Below are 24,174 nucleotides of genomic sequence, written 5' to 3'. Positions count from 1 at the left end.
TCATAACAAGGACTACGCAGATGGCGACCCTCCTGGTGCTGCACGGCCCCAACCTGAACCTGCTCGGCACCCGCGAACCCGGCACTTACGGTTCAACGACCCTGGCGCAGATCAATCAGGATCTGGAGCGCCGCGCTCGTGAAGCCGGCCATCATCTGCTGTATCTGCAAAGCAATGCCGAGTACGAATTGATCGACCGCATCCACGCCGCGCGTGGCGAAGGGGTCGATTTCATTCTGATCAATCCAGCAGCTTTTACGCACACAAGTGTCGCATTACGTGACGCGTTGCTGGGAGTGAGCATCCCATTCATCGAAGTGCATTTGTCCAACGTGCACAAACGCGAACCTTTCCGCCATCACTCTTACTTCTCCGACGTAGCGGTGGGAGTGATCTGCGGCCTTGGCGCCAGCGGTTACCGACTGGCCCTGGAGGCTGCGCTAGAACAGCTTGAAACACAGGCAACGGCTTGAACTACAAGCGTTAAACGCCCCTGACCGACCCTTGGGAGTTGATGATTCATGGATATCCGTAAAGTTAAGAAACTGATCGAATTGCTGGAAGAGTCCGGCATCGACGAGCTCGAGATCAAGGAAGGCGAAGAGTCCGTACGCATCAGCCGTCACAGCAAGACCCCGGCTCAGCAGTACTACGCGCCGGCTCCGATGCACGCTCCGGCTGCCGCACCTGCCGCCGCTGCTGCTCCGGTTGCTGCCGCAGCCCCGGCTGCCGCTGCTGCACCAGCGCTGAACGGCACTGTTGCCCGTTCGCCGATGGTCGGTACCTTCTATCGCAAATCTTCGCCAACCTCGCCGTCCTTCGTTGAAGTCGGCCAGACCGTGAAGAAAGGCGACACTCTGTGCATCGTCGAAGCCATGAAGATGATGAACCACATCGAAGCTGAAACCAGCGGTGTGATCGAGTCCATCCTCGTCGAAGACGGCCAGCCGGTTGAGTACGACCAACCGCTGTTCACCATCGTTTGAACTGCGGAGAGCCTTTGATGACTGCGAAGTTGGAAAAAGTTCTGATCGCTAACCGCGGTGAGATCGCCCTGCGGATTCTGCGTGCCTGCAAAGAGATGGGCATCAAGACCGTCGCCGTTTACTCCAAGGCCGACAAAGAGCTGATGCACCTGGGTCTGGCAGACGAATCCGTCTGCATCGGCCCGGCTTCTGCCGCTCAGTCCTACCTGCACATCCCGGCCATCATCGCTGCCGCTGAAGTGACTGGCGCTACCGCCATTCACCCAGGCTACGGTTTCCTCGCGGAAAACGCCGATTTTGCCGAGCAGGTCGAGAACTCCGGCTTCGCGTTCATCGGCCCGAAAGCCGACACCATTCGCCTGATGGGTGACAAGGTCTCGGCCAAGCACGCGATGATCGAAGCAGGCGTGCCAACCGTTCCAGGTTCCGACGGCCCGCTGCCGGAAGACGAAGAAACGGCATTGCGCATCGGTCGTGAAGTCGGCTACCCGGTGATCATCAAAGCCGCTGGTGGCGGTGGTGGTCGCGGCATGCGCGTGGTGCACAAGGAAGAAGACCTGATCGCCTCGGCGAAACTGACCCGCTCCGAAGCAGGCGCGGCGTTCGGCAACCCGATGGTCTATCTGGAAAAATTCCTGACCAATCCGCGTCACGTCGAAGTGCAGGTCCTGTCCGACGGCCAGGGCCACGCCATCCATCTGGGCGACCGCGATTGCTCGCTGCAACGCCGCCACCAGAAGGTTCTCGAAGAAGCGCCGGCACCGGGCATCGACGAGAAGGCTCGCGAAGAAGTGTTGGCTCGTTGCGTCAAGGCGTGCATCGACATCGGTTACCGTGGCGCCGGCACCTTCGAGTTCCTCTACGAAAACGGTCGCTTCTACTTCATCGAAATGAACACCCGTGTTCAGGTGGAGCACCCGGTTTCGGAAATGGTTACCGGTATCGACATCGTCAAGGAGATGCTCAGCATCGCCGCTGGCAACAAGCTGTCGTTCACTCAGGATGACGTGGTTATTCGTGGCCACTCGCTGGAATGCCGGATCAACGCTGAAGACCCGAAAACCTTCATGCCGAGTCCGGGCACGGTCAAGCATTTCCACGCACCAGGCGGCAACGGCGTTCGCGTCGATTCGCACCTGTACAGCGGTTATGCGGTTCCACCGAACTACGACTCGCTGATCGGCAAGCTGATCACTTACGGCGCGACCCGCGACGAAGCCATGGCCCGCATGCGCAATGCCCTGGACGAAATCGTGGTTGACGGGATCAAGACCAACATCCCGCTGCACCGTGACCTGGTTCGTGACGAAGGCTTCTGCAAAGGTGGCGTGAACATTCACTACCTCGAGCACAAGCTGGCCAAGCAGTCGTAAGACTGACCTGGCGTGGAAAAACCCGATCCCTGTGGATCGGGTTTTTTTATGCCTGCAACCAGCGCATCAGTTCATCGACACCAAGGTAAAAGCTTGCCCCTGAATCATTTCAGGGGTTGCCCGGCGCCCGTTCTGGTCGACTACAGCGCCAGAGGCATCTTGGTGCAATGGCTTTCGACGAAACCGCTCCATGAATACCTGTGCGCGTTTCGACACCGGATCGCTGGCATATCTGGCCCGCTGCAAAACCGGCGAATACAAGCGCTCAACCTGGCTGGCGGAAGTCTTGAACACCGTCGAAACACCGTTGTTCAGATTCAACGAAACAGCATAGGTATTACCCAGACAGGAAGAATACGACCAGTAATCCCATGTCGGCCTCAGCCCCTGTTGACGCAATACACTCCTGACCGGTCCACCGATGTCGGTGCCGGTCAGCCAGTCACCGCCCACCAGCGTGACCCGAACATCTTTGGGCGAGCCTCCCAGACGCGTCATCGCATCCTTGACGGTGTGGTTGATCAGCGAGCGAACGTTGTGATCGAAATGAATGACTGCGCCGACCTTTGTCGTCGGGTTGTACATCGAGGCAATCACGCAGGTCTGCGCATTCAGCGAAAACAGATAATTGTCCATAGACCCGGCGACAAACTTCGCCACCACAGCCTCGCCCTGCAACGCACCACGGTTCAGCACTGGCTCGACCCGGCCGGGAAACGCATTGCGCAGATTGTTCACTCGACCAAGATTACGTACCTGATCATTGCCGCCGCGCAGCCCGACCCGGTCATGCGTCCATTTGCCACTCGCAGTCAGACGTACGGGGCGCTGATAAATGGCTTCGGGGCGCCGGGCATCGATCAGGCTGAGCCCCCCGAAATGTGGGTTTTCCCTGACCTGGAAGTACTTGCCTCTGTTGCGGATGTAATAGGTCGGCTGGGGCTGTGCAGCACTGGGCGGACTGCGCCATGTGCCAAAAAAGACACCTTCTTCAGTGACCTGCTGCAAATTATCCGGCTTGTTGCTGACGGCCTGTCTGGCGTGAAAACGCACCTTGCGAACCGCCGGCAGCGCTTCCTTGCGAATCGGAGCCACGGTGCTCAAGCGTTCGGTGAGCAATGAGACCGGCCGCGTCGTGTGCTTCAGATTTCTGACCGTGCGCCCGAGTAACTTGACCGTACTGCCGGCGCCAACCATGGCAAACAGCGCGCCCCACGACGCCTCAAGCCAATGGCCGAGCGCGCCATCGACATCGCCTTCCAGATGCGCCGCGACGGCATCACCGGCACTGACGGCGATGAACACCACGTCCAACAACAAGGCGAAGGGCGGAAACACCATGCAGAACGGCGCGGCGGCGAACATCAGTCCCTTGACCACCTGTCTTTCGATCATTTCCGCGCGGCTGGTCGTGATGTCGTGCACATCCGTAACCGAGCGCTCGATGTAAGCGTTGAACTCAACCCGCGCGTCGCTCACTCGCTGCGCTTCGTACAGCGTATCGACACGCTGATTTTTTACCGCTATCGCATGCAAGGAAAGCGAAACGGTTTTGCGTGCAGCAACCGCCGTGCGCGCCATCAAGTAGTCATGCAGCTCGCCGGCGATGTCGCCAAACAGTGAATGGTACGGGCGCACCGCAAGGCCGTCAGGAGCATCCGGGGTATACAACCACCAAGACGGCTCGGGATCGAAAGCGGTAAAAACATAAACCCCGAGTACGACATGACCACGCACAGTAAACCTGAATACGCCGTCAGTCGTGACCCTGCTGGCGCCCGGCAAATGGCCCCCTGACGTTGGCAATTGACTCAACAGCGAGACCTGGCGGACGAGCGCTGTATACACCGTGTCGCTTAGCCGTGCCTGACTTCGCGCAACCCGCAAGTCACGATCCATTGTCGACAGCAGCACATTGCGCCAGGCAAACCGGCGCGGCTCGTAGTCCGCATGGCGAGCGTCGAGATATTTGCCTCGGATCTCGCTGGCGTACTTCTCACCCAGCCAGGCCCCGCGCAGATACAACGCCAGATCGGCGCTGCGCACCTCGCTCAGATCCTGGCCAACGGATGAGCGCACGCCCTTTTTCGGATTGTCGATACCAGCGTTGTCGTCGTAGCCGTAGATCGCCAGATCGAGCAGGCTGGCTACCGACTGTTTCCTGCGATCGGCGATGCCGGCGTTGTAATCGATCAACACGGTGGCCGGATCAACCGGTTCCAGCACCTGTTTGCTGCGCATATAAGGCGCGATCTCTGCGGTCACCGTGCGTCTGGCAAAATCGACAAAGACTTCGAAACCGCCCAGCAACTCATTGAAGACCTGCTGATGAACAACAAGCTCCTGATTCAGGCTGCTGAGGCGTCGACGCGCATCCAGGGTCAGCGTTGAGTTCCAGCGCAGTAAATTGTCCTCTTCGACCTGCTGCAGGTTTTTGGCCAGGCCCATTTTTACAGCCGCTTCGACGCACTGAGCGAACGGCAGGGGCGCACGCCGAATATCACTGCTCATACCCCAACGGCCAGGGTCGGCAGCCACGGCGACAAGATACTCCCGCGCTCGGCGATGGGCAGTGGGAGAAAGCTGCTGCAAAAGATATTCGCGACCGGACTCGCTCTGCGTCCAGCCCCAGACCTCTCCGGTCAATGCCGCCAGCGAAGGCAGGCGCACCCACTCCTGGCCGTCTGGCTTGTTTGGCGCGTACAGCAGCAGATCGCTCACCGCTGGTGCAGGCTCTTGCCGGTAAAACACCAGAAAGTCGGCACACTGCATGCCGTTGGGTAAAGCCAGTGCGGCGACGCGCAAAGATTCGCCCATGGCTTCCCCCGCCCACATCGATTCGAGACGATCATGATCGTCCACCGCCAGATGCCCCGCACAACGCGCAACGAACGCGCTTTGCTTGAGTCGCGCGACAAACCAGTCGATCAAGGCCTTTTGTACGTCCTCGCGCTCATACTGCCCGGCGAGGGCTCGCAGGTACCCGACCGGATAATCCTGGCCGGCCAGCATGTCGGCGATGAATGCCGGCTCCAGCGGCTGATTGCGTCGCGAAGGACCACTGGTGACTTCCAGAACGGCAGCGAAATCCGTACCGATCGGCCCCGCCGCGAGCAACTGGCTCAAACTGCGGTTCTGCGTCGGCTCGCCGACCGCTGAAAGCCACCTCAGGCGGACATCGATCCGGTCCGGTTCCACCTCCATGTCGAGTTTGAGCTGGATATAGTCAATCGCCTGTTGCCGGGCATAGGCGCGCAACGAGCCGTAGCCTTCCAGCAGATCATCGAGCGCTGCCTGGGCCTGCGACGTCTGTTCTTGATAACGGCGCAGCCTGGCACGCTCCGGTTCGTTCAGCACCCGCAGCCAATGCGGCAATTGCGCGTATGACTGCGCTTCGAGCCTCTTCTTTTCCGCACCCGTTGCCAGTGCGGTCAACCGATAGCGGCGAGCGCCTCGTTCCTGAACCTTTTCGATTTGCCTGCGCAATCGATCCGGCGTCAGTCGCACGAGCCGGTCAGTGTGGAACAGCGCGTCGATGTCATCGATATAACGCTGCAATTTGCGCAAAACCAACTGATCGAACGCAGCCTCCTGCCCCTTGGTTTCCCAATGTGTTCGCAGGTAGTTTTTGTATTGATCAAGGAAATGCTCAGAAACGCTCTCCACAGTCTGGATGACCGCTTGACGATGGCCGAGCGGAAATCCCCGGTCAGCAGCACCCGGCCAGCGGTACGGAGCGTCCTGAATCGCCAGGTACATCATCGGCTTGCCGTCGATGATTTTCTGCAGAATCGAATCGAGCAAAGCCAGCACAAAACCCGGATCGATATTGCCGTGCGGGTAATGATTGCGCAGCTCGGTCAACGCGAAAGCTTCCATGGCCTCCAATAAGGTCAGCTGACTGCTCAGGCGCTTGTCGATGAGTACCTGCCAACGCGTGATCCGCAGCAGAATCTCCTGGGCCGTTCCTGTGGGCGCAGCGGCTTCCGGTGGTTTTTCTTCTACAATCCCTTGTTCACTCGCCATATCGTCCAGCCCGCTTGCGTAGAAATGAGCTTTCACTCTATTTGCCGGCAACCGCGCTCCGGGGATACATATGTATATCGCGCCGGCGAATGTGTAACAGCCAAGAGGCGTGTCCACTTTGCCGGCGACCTGGCGTAAACTGCGCGCTTTTGCAGCTTCGGGCTGCCCCACAGATTTTCAAAGGTGCCCGCCATGCCTTGGCTGCAAGTCCGTCTCGCCATCACCCCCGAACAAGCCGAAACCTACGAGGACGCATTTCTCGAAGTCGGCGCCGTGTCGGTGACCTTCATGGACGCCGAAGACCAGCCGATCTTCGAACCGGAACTCAACACCACCCCATTGTGGTCGCACACCCACTTGCTGGCGTTGTTCGAAGGCGGCACCGAACCAGCCCCGGTACTGGCCCACCTGGAACTGCTGACCGGCAGCCCGCTACCCGAACACCACAGCGAAGTCATCGAAGATCAGGACTGGGAGCGCAGCTGGATGGACGGTTTCCAGCCGATGCGTTTCGGCCAGCGCCTGTGGATCGTGCCGAGCTGGCACGCCGCGCCGGAACCTGATGCGGTCAACCTGCTGCTGGATCCGGGCCTGGCGTTCGGCACCGGCACTCACCCGACCACCGCTTTGTGCCTGGAATGGCTCGACGGCCAGGACCTGAAAGACTGCGACGTGCTCGACTTCGGTTGCGGTTCGGGAATTCTGGCGATCGCCGCCCTGTTGCTCGGTGCGAAAGAAGCCGTTGGTACCGACATCGACGTGCAGGCACTGGAAGCCTCGCGCGACAACGCCGGTCGCAACAATATTGCCGACGAACTGTTCCCGCTGTACCTGCCGCAAGACTTGCCGCAGGTTCAAGCTGACGTGCTGGTCGCCAACATTCTTGCCGGTCCGCTGGTTTCGCTGGCGCCGCAACTGTCTGGCCTAGTCAAATCCGGCGGTCGTCTGGCCCTGTCGGGCATCCTCGCTGAACAAGGTGATGAAGTCGCTGCCGCTTATGCACAGGACTTCGATCTCGACCCGATCGCCAATCGCGATGGCTGGGTGCGCATCACCGGCCGTCGGCGCTAATATGTCCGCCTGCATAATCCGGATCGCCGCATGACTGACAGCTTCGTCACCCAGTGCCCGCATTGCCAAACCAGTTTCCGTGTCAGCCATGCTCAATTGAGCGTGGCCCGCGGGGTGGTTCGCTGCGGCTCCTGCCTGCAAGTGTTCAACGCCGCCAAACAGCTGCTGGAACAACACGCTGGCAAGGACGCGGTGACGCCGGTCGCGCCTTCGCTTGCCGAGCCACCGCCGATTGTCGAGTCGACGCCAGCCGTCGAACCCGTAGCCATCGTCGAGCCGCCGGCACCGCGCGCCATCAGCCAAAAGCAGTGGAGCGCCTCGGAGCTGGATCTCGACAGCCTCGATCTGGACCAGGAACTTGCCCGCCTCGAGCAACGGGAAATCCAGCCGACCACCGAATTCGGTCGTCCCCGCGAAGATTCCCTGAGCGCCCGGCGCGACATGCCTGAGCCGGACGAAACCGTCTGGCGCGACAGCCTGTTCAGCGAACATGCCGATGAGCACACGATCGAGCCCGACGACGAGGCAGAAGTCTCGGAGATCGAACCGGCCAAAGCCGCGCGCACTGAGCCTTCGCTGACTTTGGAACCGGTAGATCTCGACGACGAGCCGGCGATCCCGCAACTGCGCCTTCACGACCCGATCGATCCGAACGCCCGTCGTGAACGATTTTCTGCCAGCGACGATATCGATGACGGCGACGAGTTGCCATCGATCGAGCCGCTGCGCAAAAAGCGCGAGCGCGCAGAACCCGGTGTACGTGCTGAAGTCCTGCAGGACCTGACTGACGACCCGCTGCAACTGGACTGGCAGAAACGCCGCTCGCCGTGGGGACGCCGTTTGCTCTGGTTGCTGTTGGTGCTACTGGCGGCGGGCGGACTGGCTGCCCAATACATCGCCTATCATTTCGACGAACTGGCCCGCCAGGATCAATACCGTCCGTGGTTCCAGCAAATCTGCCCGCAGATCGGCTGCACGGTGCCGTCCAAGGTCGACATCGCCCGGATCAAGAGCAGCAATCTGGTGGTGCGCAGTCATCCGGAGTTCAACGGCGCATTGGTGGTCGACGCGATCATTTATAACCGCGCGACGTTCTCTCAGCCCTTTCCATTACTGGAATTGCGTTTCGCCGACCTCAATGGCCACTTGATCGCCAGTCGTCGCTTCAAACCCGGCGAGTACCTCAGAGGGGACCTCGAAGGTCTGGCGGAAATGCCGCCGCAAACGCCGATCCACATTGCGCTGGATATCCTCGACCCAGGCCCGAAAGCAGTGAATTACAGCCTGAGTTTCCACTCGCCCGAGTGAATCCCTGCGGCGGTTTGCAATTGACGGCGGTTTTCTGACTTTGCCACCCACAACCAAACCTGTGGCGATAACGGAATAACTGTTCAGATTTTGTTCAATTCAGCCTTTATCCAGTCATCGAGAGCGGGTATCATGCCAACCCTTTTTCGAACTCTCATGATCCGGCCCCACCTCAGGGAAGTCCTATGTCGGCGGTACGCATCGGCCCATACACATTGCAGAACGGCTTGATTCTCGCCCCGATGGCGGGCGTCACCGACCAGCCCTTTCGTCAGCTGTGCAAGCGTTTGGGCGCAGGGCTTGTAGTCTCGGAAATGGTCACCAGTGACATGAGCCTGTGGAACACCCGCAAGTCGCGCATGCGCATGATCCACGAAGGCGATCCCGAGCCCCGCTCGGTGCAGATTGCCGGTGGCGACGCGCAGATGCTGGCGGATGCGGCCCGGGCCAACGTCGAATTGGGCGCGCAGATTATTGATATCAACATGGGTTGCCCGGCAAAGAAGGTCTGCAACAAGGCCGCCGGTTCCGCGTTGTTGAAGGACGAAGCACTGGTGACCGAGATCCTGCAGGCCGTTGTGGCTGCGGTTGATGTGCCGGTCACCTTGAAGATCCGCACCGGATGGGATCGCGACAACAAGAACGGCCTGACCGTGGCGAAGATCGCCGAGCAGGCCGGGATCACCGCGCTGGCAGTGCATGGCCGCACTCGCGCCGATCTGTACACCGGTGAAGCCGAGTACGACACGATTGCCGCGATCAAGCAGGCGGTGTCGATGCCGGTGTTTGCCAATGGCGATATCGATTCGCCGGAAAAGGCCCGTTACGTGCTCGACGCGACCGGTGCCGATGGCCTGTTGGTAGGCCGCGCCGCCCAAGGGCGGCCATGGATTTTTCGCGAGATCGAACACTTCCTGCGTACCGGCGAGAAATTGCCGGCACCGGAACTGATCGAAGTGGAACACATTCTGCTGGAGCATCTGGCCGCCCTTCACGCTTTCTATGGGGATGTGATGGGCGTGCGCATTGCGCGCAAGCATGTGGGCTGGTATCTCGCAACCTTGCCGGGCGCCAGGGAGTTTCGCGCCCACTTCAATCGTTTGGATGGTACGGAAACACAATGCGCCAACGTTCGGGAGTTTTTCGCCGAGCGTTACAAGAGCCTGACAGGGGACGAAGAAGGGGTGGCCGCATGACGATGATGACCGAGACTTTAGTGAGTGGAACAGCACCCGTGAGCGACAACGTGAATTTGAAACAGCACCTCAATACCCCGAGCGAAGAAGGCCAGACCCTTCGCGGGAGTGTCGAGAAGGCGCTGCACAATTATTTCGCCCACCTTGAGGGCGCGTCCGTCACGGATGTGTACAACCTGGTGCTCTCCGAAGTCGAGGCTCCCCTGCTCGAAAGCGTGATGAACTACGTCAAGGGCAACCAGACCAAGGCCAGTGAGCTGCTCGGACTTAACCGCGGCACGCTGCGCAAGAAACTCAAGCAGTACGATCTGCTGTAAGCATTCAATCAAACCAGAAAGGCGCCCGCGTAAAAAACGGTCGCCTTTTTTGCTGACTTCCTTTGCTTTTGATGGAAATTGAGATGACCGACCAGACTACCCGCCTGCCGATCCGCCGCGCCTTGATCAGCGTTTCCGACAAGACCGGGATCCTCGAATTCGCCAAGGAGCTTGAAGCTCTGGGCGTCGAGATCCTCTCCACCGGCGGAACGTTCAAGCTGCTGCGCGACAACGGTGTTGCCGCAGTGGAAGTCGCGGATTACACCGGTTTCGCCGAAATGATGGACGGTCGGGTGAAAACCCTGCACCCGAAAATCCACGGCGGCATCCTCGGTCGTCGCGGTATCGACGACGCAATCATGAGCGAGCACGGCATCAAGCCGATCGATCTGGTGGCGGTCAACCTGTACCCGTTCGAAGCCACCATCAACAAGCCAGGCTGCGACCTGCCGACCGCCATCGAGAACATCGACATCGGCGGCCCGACCATGGTCCGTTCGGCAGCGAAAAACCATAAAGACGTAGCGATCGTGGTGAATGCCAGCGATTACGCCAGCGTCCTGGAAGGCCTGAAAGCCGGTGGCCTGACCTACGCGCAGCGTTTCGACCTGATGCTCAAGGCCTTCGAACACACGGCCGCCTACGACGGCATGATCGCCAACTACATGGGCACCGTGAATCAAGCGGCTGAAACCCTGAGCACTGAAGGCCGCAGCGAATTCCCGCGCACCTTCAACAGCCAGTTCATCAAGGCCCAGGAAATGCGCTACGGCGAGAACCCGCACCAGAGCGCGGCGTTCTACGTGGAAGCCAAGCCTGCCGAAGTCGGCATCGCTACCGCGACCCAACTGCAAGGCAAAGAACTGTCGTACAACAACGTGGCCGACACCGACGCCGCGCTGGAATGCGTGAAGAGCTTCGTCAAGCCAGCCTGCGTGATCGTCAAGCACGCCAACCCGTGCGGCGTGGCGGTCAGCCCGGACGCTGAAGGCGGCATCCGTCAGGCCTATGAACTGGCTTACGCCACCGATACCGAATCGGCGTTCGGCGGCATCATCGCCTTCAACCGTGAACTGGATGCCGAGACCGCCAAAGCGATCGTCGAGCGTCAGTTCGTTGAAGTGATCATCGCCCCAAGCGTCAGCGCAGAAGCCCGCGCCATCGTTGCGGCCAAAGCCAACGTGCGCCTGCTGGCCTGCGGCGAGTGGTCGGCAGACCGCGCAGCCGCGTGGGACTACAAGCGTGTCAATGGCGGACTGCTGGTACAGAGCCGCGACATCGGCATGATCAGCGCCGATGACCTGAAAGTCGTGACCAAACGCGCGCCGACCGAACAGGAAATCCACGACCTGATCTTCGCCTGGAAAGTGGCCAAGTACGTGAAGTCCAACGCCATCGTCTACGCCAAGAACCGTCAGACCATCGGTGTCGGCGCTGGCCAGATGAGCCGCGTAAACTCGGCGCGTATCGCCGCGATCAAGGCTGAGCACGCCGGTCTGCAAGTAGCGGGTTCGGTGATGGCATCGGACGCGTTCTTCCCGTTCCGCGACGGCCTCGACAACGCGGCCAAGGTCGGCATCACTGCAGTGATCCAGCCGGGCGGCTCGATGCGTGATGCTGAAGTGATTGCTGCTGCCGATGAGGCTGGCATCGCCATGGTCTTTACGGGCATGCGTCACTTCCGTCACTGATTATTGCTTGATCGTACCCACGCTCTGCGTGGGCACGCAGCCCGGGACGCTCCGCGTCCCTTGGACGCAGAGCGTCCGTAGAGGCATTCCCACGCAGAGCGTGGGAACGATCAGCCCCCACAGAATTAGCGTCATCCGAGGTTTTTGAAATGAATGTTTTGATCATTGGCAGCGGTGGCCGTGAACACGCCCTGGCCTGGAAAGTGGCTCAGGATCCGCGCGTGCAGAAGGTGTTCGTCGCACCGGGCAACGCTGGCACCGCCATCGAAGCCAAGTGCGAGAACGTCGCCATCGACGTATTGGCTCTTGAGCAACTGGCCGACTTCGCCGAGAAAAACGTTTCCCTGACCATCGTCGGCCCGGAAGTGCCGCTGGTCGCTGGCGTTGTTGATCTGTTCCGCTCCCGTGGCCTGGACTGCTTCGGTCCGACCGCCGGCGCTGCGCAGCTGGAAGGTTCGAAGGCCTTCACCAAGGACTTCCTGGCTCGCCACAAGATCCCGACCGCCGACTACCAGAACTTCACCGAGATCGAGCCGGCCTTGGCTTATCTGCGTGAAAAAGGCGCACCGATCGTGATCAAGGCCGATGGCCTGGCGGCCGGTAAAGGCGTGATCGTCGCCATGACCCTGGCCGAAGCCGAAGACGCCGTGCGCGACATGCTTGCTGGCAATGCGTTCGGCGACGCCGGTTCGCGCGTGGTAATTGAAGAATTCCTCGACGGCGAAGAAGCCTCGTTCATCGTCATGGTCGATGGCAAAAACGTCCTGCCGATGGCCACCAGCCAGGACCACAAACGTGTTGGCGACGGCGACAGCGGCCCGAACACTGGCGGCATGGGTGCCTACTCCCCTGCCCCGGTGGTCACTGCCGACGTGCACCAGCGCGTGATGGATCTGGTGATCTGGCCGACCGTGCGTGGCATGGCTGAAGAAGGCAATGTCTACACCGGTTTCCTCTACGCCGGTCTGATGATCGACAAGGCTGGTAATCCAAAGGTTATCGAGTTCAACTGCCGCTTCGGCGACCCGGAAACCCAACCGGTGATGCTGCGTCTGCAATCGAGCCTGGTGCTGTTGGTTGAAGCCGCTCTGGCGCAAGCGCTGGACAAGGTTGAAGCACAGTGGGATCCACGCCCGAGCGTCGGCATCGTGCTGGCCGCTGGCGGCTACCCGGGCGACTACGCCAAGGGCGCGGCGATCAATGGTCTGGACGCAGCGGCGAGCCTGGAAGGCAAAGTCTTCCACGCGGGTACCGCGCTGAAGGATGGTCAGGTTGTCACTGCCGGTGGTCGCGTACTCTGCGCCACTGCAATGGGCGCCAGCGTCGGTGAAGCTCAGCAGCAAGCCTACAAGCTGGCAGCAGCCATCGACTGGGAAGGCTGCTTCTACCGCAAGGACATTGGCTACCGCGCCATTGCCCGTGAACGTGGCGAAACCCAGGAATAAGCTGTCGATCGAGCCCGGCGAGGGATACCGTTCCTCGCCGGGCTGTTCCGCCGCCGCGCATCGTTATATTCTGGCATCAACCTACGAAGGGATTTCGCCGTGCGCTGGCTCAGGATTGCCATAAGCTTCACCGTCACGTTGCTGACCTTGCTCTGCATGCTCCCGGCCCAGGCCGCGCAAGGCAGTGGCTGGTCGGTATTGCTTGACGATCAGGGCAGTCTGCAACTGAGCGATATCCGCTCCGCTCGCTACACCAATCAATTCAGCCCCATCGACCTCGACCGCCTCACTGCGGCCGAGCCCGATGGCGCCCTGTGGTTGCGCTTCAAACTGGCGCCGGGCAAGCACGAACAAGTGCTACGCATCTTTGCCCCCGACCTGTCACAGCTCAATCTCTACGTACTCGACGGTGACAAGCTGATCGAGCAACGCAACACCGGCACCGACCAGCCACAGGCCGAAAGGCCGTTGCCGAGCAGCGACTTCATGCTGCCGTTGCCACAGACCGACAAACCGCTCGATGTCTATCTGCGCCTGGTCTCCGATCACCAGTTGCGCCCGCACGTCACCCTACAATCGGCGGTGATGAGCGCGGCCAACCACAATCAGACGCTGATCTTCGGCTTGCTGTTCGGCTGTCTCGCCATGCTGCTGTTGCACAACCTTGTGCGCTACGCCTACTCCCGCTCGCGCAGCAGCCTGTGGCTGGCGGTCTGCGAGGGCCTGCTGGGCCTCAGTCTGTTGCTGCTGCTCAACCTCGCCGGCCCCTGGCTGCCGAACTGGCACGCGGTGCAGACCCCGGGCGCCTATCTGGCGTTGCTGCTGACCGCTCCCGCAGGATTGATGTTCGCCTATCGCTTCTTCGCTCCGCTCGGCCCGCACCCGCTGAACAAACTGTTGATTGGCGACATCCTGTTTATCGTCACCTGCAGTCTGTTGCTGCTGTTCGTCAACACCCTGCCGCTGAACATCATCACCTATGCCCTGGTGGCCCTGGCCGGCCTGAGCATGTTGTTTGTCGCCTTCTATCACTGGCAGAAGGGTTACCGCCCGGCGCGCCTGTTCGTCGCCGCAATGGTGGTGTTCAACATCGGCACCTTGATCATTCTTCCCGCGTTGCTGGGGCTGACACTGGTGTCGCCGCAAGGTCTGATCATGACCCTGATGGCATTCATCTGTATCAGCGGGCTGCTGATGAGCATCGCCCTCGGCGAGCGTCAGCGCAGCATCACCGAAAGTCGTTTCAGCGTCAGCCGCGACCTCGCCGCGAGCAATGCCGAGATCAACGCCAAAGCCGAGTTCCTCGCCAAGATCAGCCACGAAATCCGCACGCCGATGAACGGCGTGCTGGGCATGACCGAACTGCTGCTGGGCACGCCACTGTCGGTCAAGCAACGCGACTACGTGCAGACCATCCACAGCGCCGGCAACGAATTGCTGACGTTGATCAACGAGATTCTCGACATCTCCAAGCTCGAGTCCGGGCAGATCGAACTGGACGATGTGCAGTTCGACCTCAATGCCTTGATCGACGACTGCCTGAGCATCTACCGGGCCAAGGCCGAACAGCAGAACGTCGAACTGATCAGCTTTATCCAGCCGCAAGTACCGCGGGTGATCAGCGGCGACCCGACCCGCCTGCGCCAGACTCTGCTGAGCCTGCTGGAAAACGCCCTGAAGAAAACCGATGAAGGTGAAGTGCTGATCGTCGTCGCCCTCGACGAGCGCAGCAACAAACCGCGTCTGCGCATCGCCGTGCAGGACAGCGGTGAACCGATGGATCAGGAAGAGCGTGACGCACTGATGCACGCCGAACTGCACAGCAAGCACTTCCTTTCGGCCAATCGTCTGGGTGGCAACCTGGGGCTGGTGATCGCGCGACAACTGATCCGCTTGATGCATGGCGAGTTCGGCATCAAGAGCGGCGCCAGCCAAGGCAGCACGTTATGGCTGACTTTGCCGCTGGACCCCGACCGCCTCGAACACCCGACCTCCGATCTCGACAGTCCGCTGCAGGGCGCGCGGGTCCTGGTGGTCGACGACAACGACACCTGCCGCAAAGTGCTGGTCCAGCAATGCAGTGCGTGGGGGCTGAATGTCAGCGCCGTACCTTCAGGCAAGGAAGCGTTGGCTCTCCTGCGGACCAAGGCGCACCTGCGTGATTACTTTGATGTGGTGTTGCTCGATCAGAACATGCCCGGCATGACCGGCATGCAGCTCGCGGCCAAGATCAAGGAAGACCCGAGTCTGAACCACGACATCCTGCTGATCATGCTCACCGGCATCAGCAATGCGCCGAGCAAGATCATCGCGCGCAACTCGGGGATCAAACGCATCCTCGCCAAACCGGTGGCCGGCTACACCCTCAAGACCACCCTGGCCGACGAGCTCAACCAGCGCAACAAAGGTCAGGTGGTGTTCCAGCCGCAAGTGGTCACCCCGGCCACGGCCGCCAAAGTGCCAAGCGATTTCCGCATCCTCGTCGCCGAAGACAACACGATTTCGACCAAAGTGATTCGCGGCATGCTCGGCAAGCTCAACCTGCAACCGGACACCGCCGCCAACGGCGAAGAAGCCCTGCAAGCGATGAAAGCCCAGCGTTACGATCTGGTGCTGATGGACTGCGAAATGCCGATCCTCGATGGCTTCTCGGCGACCCAGCAATTGCGCGCCTGGGAAGTCAGCAATCAACGCATTCGCACGCCGATCGTGGCGTTGACGGCGCATATTCTCGCCGAACACAAGGAGCGCGCGCGTCAGGCCGGGATGGATGGGCACATGTCCAAGCCGGTCGAGTTGTCACAATTGCGCGAGCTGATCGAGCACTGGGTAGCCGAGCGTGATCAGCAGAACCGTGCCACGACGCCCACCTCCTGAGCCGACAGACCCCGTAGCGCCTGATAGACTCCCCCACGAATTCCCTCGCCAGTGAGCTTGCACCATGCTCCATGTGTTGTTCAGCGTTTACCTGAAGATGCTGGTGCTCTACAGCCCGTTCTTCGTGCTGTCGTGCTTTATCAGCCTGACCCGCGGTTATTCGCGCAAGGAACAACGGCGGCTGGCCTGGAAAGTCGCCGTGGCCACGCTGGTCTCCAGCGTTTTACTGTATTTGTTCGGGCGGGTAATTTTCGATGTGTTCGGCATCACCGTGGATGCGTTTCGCATCGGCGCCGGCAGTGTGCTGTTCATTTCGGCACTGGGGATGGCGCAGGGCAAACCGGCGGTACAGGCCGACAATGTGCAGCAGGACGTCACCATCGTGCCGCTCACCATCCCGCTGACCGTCGGCCCGGGCACCATCGGTGCCTTGCTGGTGATGGGCGTCAGCCAGCCGCACTGGGACGACAAACTCACCGCGATCATGAGTATTGCCCTGGCCAGTTTTACCGTCGGCGTGGTGCTGTACCTGTCGAATCGTATCGAGCGGATTCTGGGCGATCAGGGCTTACAGATCGTCAGTCGTTTGATGGGATTGTTTGTTTGCGCTTTGGCGGCGCAGATCATTTTTACAGGGGTCAAAGGCTATTTGGTGCCCTGAACAAGCGCATCGAATACGTCCGTACACTTCTTGCAAAGGGCCGTGAATTTATTCTTCACGGCCCTTTTTGCTTCTACATCGGTTTTGAGTTCAAAGCGCTGCCTCAATCAGCACGTTCAGACTGACCACGGCGTTATCGCCCTGCAGCCGTGCAAAACGCTGCAACCAATCGGTAAGGGTAAACGTGCAGTGGAGCCGCTCATTGAGCCGGACTGTTATTTCCATTGGCGTGTTTTCCTCGCCGCCCTGCGGCTCGACATCCCGCACAATCAGCGTGCTTGCACTGTCCGGGTCGGCAATCACCAGATGCCCTTCAACCCGCGACATCAAAAGGCGCGCGCAATCAGCCATGTCGAGAAACAGCAGGTTCGTGCCCGAACCATCGTCGTCCGCTGCCAGCTGCGTATCGACCACGATGCAGTCCAGACGCTGCCAGGTTTCGTCGGTGATGCGATACCCGGTTTCCCGGGAACCGAAGGCTAGAATCAGTGTGTCGATACCATCGGGCAACAATGCGCAGACATCGGTCACCTCATCGCTCAAGGACAGGGACAACACCTCGCCTTCGCGGTGCGCGTGGCAGCCCGGAATCCAGACAGGATCAGGATCGACCGGGCCTGCGCTGAAGACAAGTCCGTCAACTGCGTCGAACAGCAGCGCTGCGGTGTTTTGGCGCGTGCCAAGAAACGTCGGCCACTGTCGCGCATGGCGGGCGGCGACCTCAAACAAGCGATCCGTTGCAGGCAGGTAATACGTGTAGCGCGTGCCGGTGTGTTCGACCGGCAGGACCTGCGCGTGGACCTGTTCCGCGAGCAATCCTTTCAAGCGCGTACGCCACTGCTCGGCCGTCTGCCCCTGCACATGCGACCAGCGATTTTCCACGCTGATGATCCGCGCAGGCTGCTGATCGTGCAGCTCGACATTGACCCCGTCGCGGGTTTGCCCGAGCAGACCTTGTCCATGCCTCAGCACGTGAACAAATGACCACTGCGACCAGACCTTTTCTGCCATGGGCAACTGCTCGGGACTCACGCGCTGCGGCCCTGCAGCAAACGCGACGCGCAATGCCCCGATGGCAATCGTCGGCTGGCGATAAAGCCGCCCGGTCGAACCCTCCAGCAACCATGCGGCCTGTTTGTCCGGCGTCAGTCCCAACGGCGTCAACTGCACTTCAGGACCGATGTTCGACACGACGAATTGCTCCTCGATGCACCACGCCGCCAGAAATGCATGACCCGCCCCATTGCCCAATCCGATGAGCGGAAAAGGTTCGGCTTTGTAGACTTTTGCCAGCGCCGGCAAAGCGTCCAGCCAGTCGGAGTTGAGCTGTAGCCAGCGCTGGCCGAGGCCGGCAAATTTCAGAATATTCGGTGTGGGAATGCCGCCCATCCACTGCTCATCTTTGAAGCTGGTGTCGACCTCGAAGAGGCGGCCGTCGGCCTTGGTGGCAATGTAGCTTCCGAACGTTTGGGTGACGTCGACAATATCGCGCTCGATGACCCGATTGATGAATTGCCCCACCCTCGGCTCCACCCCTTGACTGATGGTCTGCGCTTGCTTGCTGTAGAACAGCAGCGCACCGCTCTGCGGATCGGCCGGCATCAACATGACCATGTCCGCGTCACTGCCCAACCCCGCCGAAAAATAGTGGCCCGTGCGTTTGTTGACCCAGGCACGCCGGCGCAATCCTTCGAAGTAGTAGGTGCGCGCGTAAACGAACGATGCATATACCCAGGTGCTGATGGCATTGGCCATGCCCGGGGTTTCATCGTTATACGCGCCGAAGGTCGTGAAGTGATGCAAGTCGCCCTGCCCGGGGCGCGCGGTGGGTTCCTCGATAAACGACGACTTGATGCCCGTCAGGACCACGGCCGCATCGCTGAGGCGATACTCCAGTGTGGTTTCGGTTTCAGTTATCCGGGCGTCGATCAGCAAGCGTTGCAACACTCGCAAACTGCCATCGGCGTCCTGGACACAACCCATGATGTGCGACCCGCTCGCGGGGTTCATCAAGCGGTAGCGATGCACAACCGTGCCGGTGATCGTGTCGACACGCCAGACCGTCGCCCGTTGCGGATGGTAGAACCAGGCATGGCGGGCACCGGCGCCGCCCAACAGCAGCCCCTCGTTCACCGCGCTCGGCAGATTGCGTGCGTACAACAAACGATCACTGGTCGCGTCATACCAAGCGGTGGTCACCACCATGGCGGCGGGCACCCGGAATTTGTACAGCGCCACAGCATTTGCGACCAATCGGCCTTCGCGGGCGTGCTGGCGCAGCATCGCCAGTATTTGCGGCAGGCGGCTTTGCTCATCAAGGGTGACCGACTGCAAGCGAAGGCAGCGCTCCCACCCATCGACCCGGAACAGGCCCTCGGCCAGTTCGATCAAGCCATCGAAAACCGACAGCACCGTGCCATCAACCATCAGTTGGACTTCATCATCATTTTCCCGATTCGGGACGGCAAATCTGACCTGTTCCAGGCAAGCCCAGGTCGCCTGCACGATCCACTTGGCAGGGCCATTAAATCTGACCGAGACGATGCCGGGTGCAAGCCTGATCCGGTATTGCCCCTCGGGTGCGCTGATTGCGTAGGAAATCCTCTTGTGCACCAGCGCTTCCAGGGTCGGCACCACCAACTGGCGTACCTGACTGTCCAGCACCACGCTGATGTCTGTCGGTTGATAGACCGGATGCAGCTTGTACAGAATGTGCGGCAGCGACGGGTTGCTGGTGAGATAAAAGCGCCGGTTTCCGTGTTGGTCATACTCCAGCGTGTCCGCCATGCGATCCGTCACTTGCGGGTAGCGGGTTTCAGCAGGGATGTCGCCAGCGTCCCCGACCTCGCCGGTAAGGGGGTCGTAGGTGTACCCGCCCAGCCCCTTCAACTGATACTCGTAACCGTAATGGCAGATCGGCGTGCACGGCAGCACCAGCGTCTCAAGCCTATCGGTTTCGTCACGGTAAAGATGAACGACCTCGGGCAGCCCCAGTGCCTGGCGGATATCGAGGGACAGGTGAATAGCCTGCGGGTCATCGTTGTACTGCGGCAGTTCCAGTGGCCCGCCCGTCCAGGGGTAAAACTTCTGGCTGTCGAAGCGCACGTCATTGGTTTGCAGGTTCAGACTGACGATGACCGCCTCTGCGGGAAATTGCAGCAGGCCATCCTTCAAGGTGTAGGCACCGCGCCGGTAAGCATGACCGATCGCACGCAGATGATTGCCCACCGCCGTCGCCTTGTCCCTGATCTGTCCCAGGTTGCTGGCAATCGCCGTCACCCCAATGCCGACACCCAGCAGCGGCACCGAGAGAACGGCCGCTGCCGTGCCCACCGCCCCGCCAGCCGCCAAAGCAACAACATCCACCCCCAATGCTGCAACGTTGAACACCAGTGATGTGGAGAACCGCGAGCGTTGCTCGTGGTTCTCGGCCACCGACAGGTTGTGGAGATCGAAGCCGATGTTGGCGAGCGAAAATACCAATCCGCCTGCCGTGGTGGCACGCCCCAGCACACGCCCGGACAACGACGACTGACCAAGCGTCAATGCCCGTTCGCTGGCCGCCACCTGACGCACCAGATTGATCGTCTGGGCCGTGTCGCTCAATACGCCGAAACCCAACTGCGCATAGTTGAAATAGACCTGCACTTGCAGGGCTATCGACAAAACCGGCGCCCGCTCCCCATCAGCCTGATAGTCACGATGGCGCATTTCAGTGACCAACGCCTGGATCGCGAAGGCGAAACTCAGACGACTGCCGCCGTCGGCTTCGACCGCGGTACTCGGCTTGCCCGTCAATGTGACAACCAAACGTTGAAGGTGTTTTTTAAGCCTGTCGAACCGCGCATCGGCGGTGCCGACTGTCAGTGATCTGGCCGGGTTCTGCACATCCACCAGCGTCAGCGAATAACCCGCGTCCGGGTTTGCCTTGAGCGTTTCCAGCAGCGGCAGATAGTCGCGACCCAATGTGTGTTCAGCGCGCAATTGCCGGGTCGCCTGATCAAATTCCTGCGCCCAGTAACGCGCGTCCAACTGCGCGAGGCTAGCCCCCAGCCGCGCGTTTTCACTGAGTGAGCGCGTGCGTGCGACAGCTTGCCTGGCCCAGACCGAAGCCGCCTGAGGGTCGGCGATAGCTGCGGTTTGCAAAAAACTCTCGACGCGCAACCCGGACGACAATGTCCGCTCGGCGAGCGCTACGGTGTCCAGTTCGATTACATCGAACTGCGCAGTGCCGATGTCAGTCAGGCCGTACAACTTCGCCAAAGTGTTGCCGTCGTCACTTAAATAGCGTGCCAAGCCCTGCTTCATTTCTGCGCTTGCGGCAAATCCATAAATCGCAAAATTGGGATCATAAAAGCGATAGAACGTTTGCTCATCCACTTGCACTTTAGCCACCAGCAAAGCGTGATTGCCTGTGTCGAGCAGCAGGGCGCCGGGGGCGGTTTTCGCTTCCAGTGTCTGCATCACGCTGTCGAGATTTTGCCGGCCACGAGCCTGTCCGATCGCACGCCCGGAGACCTCGCCCAGCTCATCCAGCGCACTGAGCAACGCCCGCGAATCAACGTCTTCCGGCCTCAGGCTGGCATTCTCCACACGTCCGATCAGTGCACGCTCGGCCAACCCGCCAGCCGCCACGGCGGCGCCCATCAACAACGCCAGCGGATAGCAACGGCGTCCCGGGTCGCCCGTGCTGCGCCTCAACAAATCCTGCGGCAGTTGCCTGACGGACACGGCGCCGGACTGGAACAACGCCTCCCGCACCTGGCCACCCCGCTTGAAAATATGCCTGTGGTATTCACGCTGTGCCGTGCGATTGATCTGTCCGATGCGCTCGCCCCACTGTTTCAGCGTCAGCGGTTCGCTCATCGCCAACGCCTTGAGTTCGCGCGCCGTGTGCGTGCCGTGGATGCTCGCGCCGGCAAGCCCCGCCTCGAAGTTCGGCGCCGCCTGCTGAATCAGGGCCTTTTCGATCGCGTGGTAACGGGCGAACAAACCACCCTCAGCGGTTCCCCGAGCGATGTCCATAACGCTCTGCAAGACCGGGGCAAACCCGGCGGCATCCAGACTGTTTGCCCCCAACATCCCGCCGAGGATGACGCGTTGCAACGGACTGAGTTGCTCAACCGCCAGCGAGCCATGGGCAACGAGGGTGAACAACTCATTGAGATTGCGGGTAGGCTCCGCGCCATGGGAAAGCGGAATCGCACGGACTGTTTGCGCGCGAATCTGCTCACGGCTGTCGAAACCGATGGAGATCGCTGAATTGAACGTCATGTCGCCGCTCAACTTCTCCTGCATCGCGCGCAGGAACGGCTCGCCCAGATCGTCCATCAGTGGCTGCAATACCGAGGTCAACATCACCGGTTGGCCTTCGATGACCGGCCAGCCCTGCTTGAAGGTTAGCGTGTGCGCTTTCAGCAGATCCGCCAGTTGGCCGACGTAGCGCGATTTCAGTTTGCCGTTCTGCCACTTCTCCCGCTCTTTGAGCAACCATTGCTCGGCCTTACCGTCGACGGTCCAGCCGGAGATCATCTCCTCCTCGGTGTGGGTGTTGTAGCCTTCGAGCAACTTCAGGCGCTCACGGATCTGCACATGTCGATCGGGTTGCAGGTGCTGCTCTATGTATTTGAGCAGCGCGGCCGCGGCGGCCCCTGGGCCCGTCAGGGTGATGGTGCCGCGGGCTTCAAGGCGAATGCCATCGCGGTAATAGGTAAAAATCGCGTCGATCAGTCTGGAGCGGAACACCTCGCCTTGCGCTTCAGGCAGTTTGCCCTGCGCCTGAGCTTCGTTGACCACATTCTCGACCACATCAAACATCCGCGCCTGATCCGTCGCGTCGATGCCGGCGAGCGCCGCACGCCGCTCCACTTCCAGCAGGCAGTCATAATTGAGGCGGATCATCTGCATGTACGCCAGGGTCATGGCACTGCCGGGATGGGCCAGCATATGCGCATTCATTTCCGCCCAGTCCGGCAAGCCATAGGCCGTGCCCAAACGCATCGCGTCCTGCGGCACCGCGTGATCTTGCGGTGCGACAAAGATCTCGCTTAGCCGGTGTTGCTCACGGGCAAACGCCGTCAATGCCTCGAGGTGTTCGGGCGGGATTTTGTCAGTGCGGTCGAGATAACGCTGGCGGTCGCGTCCCGGCATCAAGGCTTCATTGTGGTTCAACAGCAACTGCAAAACGCCGATTCGGCCTTCTTCGCCGACGCTGAGAATATCGACACCGGCCAGCGTGTCCGCCAGTGGCGGCAAGTAATCCATGTCACTGTAACGGCCACCTTCGAGGTATTCGGCCTGCAGGCGCACGACATCGCTCGCCGCGGCAAAATTGCCGCGCATGGCCACCTCGCGCTGATAGACATCCTGCAAAAAGTGCCCGGCAAATTCGTCGCCGACATCGCGCAATTGCAGGTCCGCTCCGAGCATCGCCTGATGCGTCTGCAGGCAGCGCTGGCGAAAGGCTTCAAGCGTCGCCCGATCCTTGCCGTAGGCACGCACCATCAAGTCGATCCGCGCTTCGTCGGCTCGCCCCCGCCACTGTGCTTGCTGAAGGTGGGCGAACATCTGCTGCTTCAACACCCGCGCACGGTCCTCGATCATCTGCGACAACTGAAAAGCCTTGCTGACCTTGTCACCGCCCGACTCCAGCGCATCCACTCTGGCGCTGTCGAGGATCACCCGGTTCATTTCAAAGGCCAGCAACGCATCACTGTCGTACCAGAGGTTGAAGCGGTAACCCTGCGGCTCCAGCACCTGGCGCCAGATGTTCATGTAGTCGCGCTGATTGGCCCCGACTTCACTGCCGCCCACCCAGACAAAGTGCATGATTTTCGCCACGGGCCTGGCCACGCCATGGAGCATGGCGTGTGTGTCCTCCAGCCTGGCGACAGACTTGACCAGATCCGATCTGATCTGGCTGATGGCTTCGGAAACGGGCTGAGTCCTGCGTTGGAGCAACGACTCCAGGGCCTCCTGAAACAGCTTGATCAACAGCAGTCGCTGCGGGTCATCAGCGGCTTGTCTGGCCAGTTCATAGTGCGACAGCAACGCCTTGTATTCAGCGCTGCCGGCAAACTCGCTCAGCGCCCGCTGCAGTTGCGAGAAGTCTTTGACGGAAAGGATTTCGTACGGCTTGTTGGTTTTCATCGTGGCACTTCTTCCATAACGGCTTCGTTCGCCACGAAACTATTGAACTGGAGTACCACGCTCAAACCCGAACA

At 60.4% G+C, this 24,174-nt stretch carries 13 protein-coding genes; 11 read left to right on the top strand and 2 right to left on the bottom strand.

Annotated features, from left to right (window positions below; translation table 11 throughout):
- The first annotated feature begins 20 nt into the window (after positions 1 to 20).
- Genes aroQ through accC form a run of 3 tightly spaced genes read left to right on the top strand, consistent with a single transcriptional unit; the run spans position 21 to position 2,359 of the window.
- Positions 21 to 473, top strand: coding sequence for a type II 3-dehydroquinate dehydratase (gene aroQ / locus LOY43_RS03120; protein ID WP_093430249.1), 453 nt, complete (start codon positions 21 to 23; stop codon positions 471 to 473).
- A 48-nt stretch (positions 474 to 521) separates the two neighbouring features.
- Complete coding sequence (gene accB, locus LOY43_RS03115; RefSeq protein ID WP_093430248.1) at positions 522 to 986, top strand: acetyl-CoA carboxylase biotin carboxyl carrier protein; 465 nt, start codon at positions 522 to 524, stop codon at positions 984 to 986.
- A gap of 17 nt (positions 987 to 1,003) precedes the next feature.
- Positions 1,004 to 2,359: an acetyl-CoA carboxylase biotin carboxylase subunit gene (gene accC, locus LOY43_RS03110; RefSeq protein ID WP_093430247.1), complete on the top strand. Its 1,356-nt coding sequence runs from the start codon at positions 1,004 to 1,006 to the stop codon at positions 2,357 to 2,359.
- 66 nt (positions 2,360 to 2,425) lie between these two features.
- Here accC and LOY43_RS03105 read toward each other — a convergent pair whose 3' ends face one another.
- Positions 2,426 to 6,385 (bottom strand): type III effector 1, encoded by a 3,960-nt coding sequence (locus tag LOY43_RS03105; RefSeq protein WP_258709180.1) that lies wholly within the window; start codon positions 6,383 to 6,385, stop codon positions 2,426 to 2,428.
- 192 nt (positions 6,386 to 6,577) lie between these two features.
- On the opposite strand from LOY43_RS03105, the gene prmA reads away from it, so the two are divergent.
- From prmA to LOY43_RS03065, 8 genes are all read left to right on the top strand, one after another.
- Positions 6,578 to 7,456, top strand: a complete 879-nt coding sequence (gene prmA, locus LOY43_RS03100) for a 50S ribosomal protein L11 methyltransferase (RefSeq protein ID WP_093430245.1) — start codon at positions 6,578 to 6,580, stop codon at positions 7,454 to 7,456.
- A 30-nt stretch (positions 7,457 to 7,486) separates the two neighbouring features.
- The gene (locus tag LOY43_RS03095) at positions 7,487 to 8,764 is read left to right on the top strand and encodes a DUF3426 domain-containing protein (RefSeq protein WP_093430244.1); all 1,278 of its coding nucleotides are present in this window, start codon (positions 7,487 to 7,489) and stop codon (positions 8,762 to 8,764) included.
- A 185-nt stretch (positions 8,765 to 8,949) separates the two neighbouring features.
- The gene (dusB, locus tag LOY43_RS03090; RefSeq protein WP_093430243.1) at positions 8,950 to 9,960 is read left to right on the top strand and encodes a tRNA dihydrouridine synthase DusB; all 1,011 of its coding nucleotides are present in this window, start codon (positions 8,950 to 8,952) and stop codon (positions 9,958 to 9,960) included.
- Positions 9,957 to 10,277, top strand: a complete 321-nt coding sequence (gene fis, locus LOY43_RS03085; RefSeq protein WP_003221275.1) for a DNA-binding transcriptional regulator Fis — start codon at positions 9,957 to 9,959, stop codon at positions 10,275 to 10,277. Before dusB ends, fis begins: the two co-directional genes overlap by 4 nt.
- A gap of 83 nt (positions 10,278 to 10,360) precedes the next feature.
- Complete coding sequence (purH, locus tag LOY43_RS03080; RefSeq protein WP_095047355.1) at positions 10,361 to 11,968, top strand: bifunctional phosphoribosylaminoimidazolecarboxamide formyltransferase/IMP cyclohydrolase; 1,608 nt, start codon at positions 10,361 to 10,363, stop codon at positions 11,966 to 11,968.
- 149 nt (positions 11,969 to 12,117) lie between these two features.
- Entirely contained in the window at positions 12,118 to 13,413 is a 1,296-nt protein-coding gene (gene purD / locus LOY43_RS03075; protein WP_095047354.1) for a phosphoribosylamine--glycine ligase, read from the top strand.
- Positions 13,414 to 13,512: 99 nt separating this feature from the next.
- Complete coding sequence (locus LOY43_RS03070) at positions 13,513 to 16,290, top strand: hybrid sensor histidine kinase/response regulator (RefSeq protein WP_258709179.1); 2,778 nt, start codon at positions 13,513 to 13,515, stop codon at positions 16,288 to 16,290.
- A 64-nt stretch (positions 16,291 to 16,354) separates the two neighbouring features.
- A complete protein-coding gene (locus tag LOY43_RS03065; RefSeq protein WP_025111770.1) occupies positions 16,355 to 16,951 on the top strand; it encodes a MarC family protein in 597 nt (198 codons plus the stop codon).
- Between the two features lie 90 nt (positions 16,952 to 17,041).
- Here the strand turns inward: LOY43_RS03065 and LOY43_RS03060 are convergent, their stop codons facing one another.
- Positions 17,042 to 24,100 carry a TcdA/TcdB catalytic glycosyltransferase domain-containing protein gene (locus tag LOY43_RS03060; protein WP_258709178.1) on the bottom strand — a complete coding sequence of 2,353 codons (7,059 nt, stop codon included), beginning with the start codon at positions 24,098 to 24,100 and terminating at the stop codon, positions 17,042 to 17,044.
- Between the last annotated feature and the right edge of the window lie 74 nt (positions 24,101 to 24,174).

The organism is Pseudomonas sp. B21-041 (assembly GCF_024748675.1).
Classification (GTDB): Bacteria; Pseudomonadota; Gammaproteobacteria; order Pseudomonadales; family Pseudomonadaceae; genus Aquipseudomonas; species Aquipseudomonas neuropathica.
Note: the sequence above shows the minus strand (reverse complement) of the source record. Positions and strands in the feature narration are given on the sequence as shown.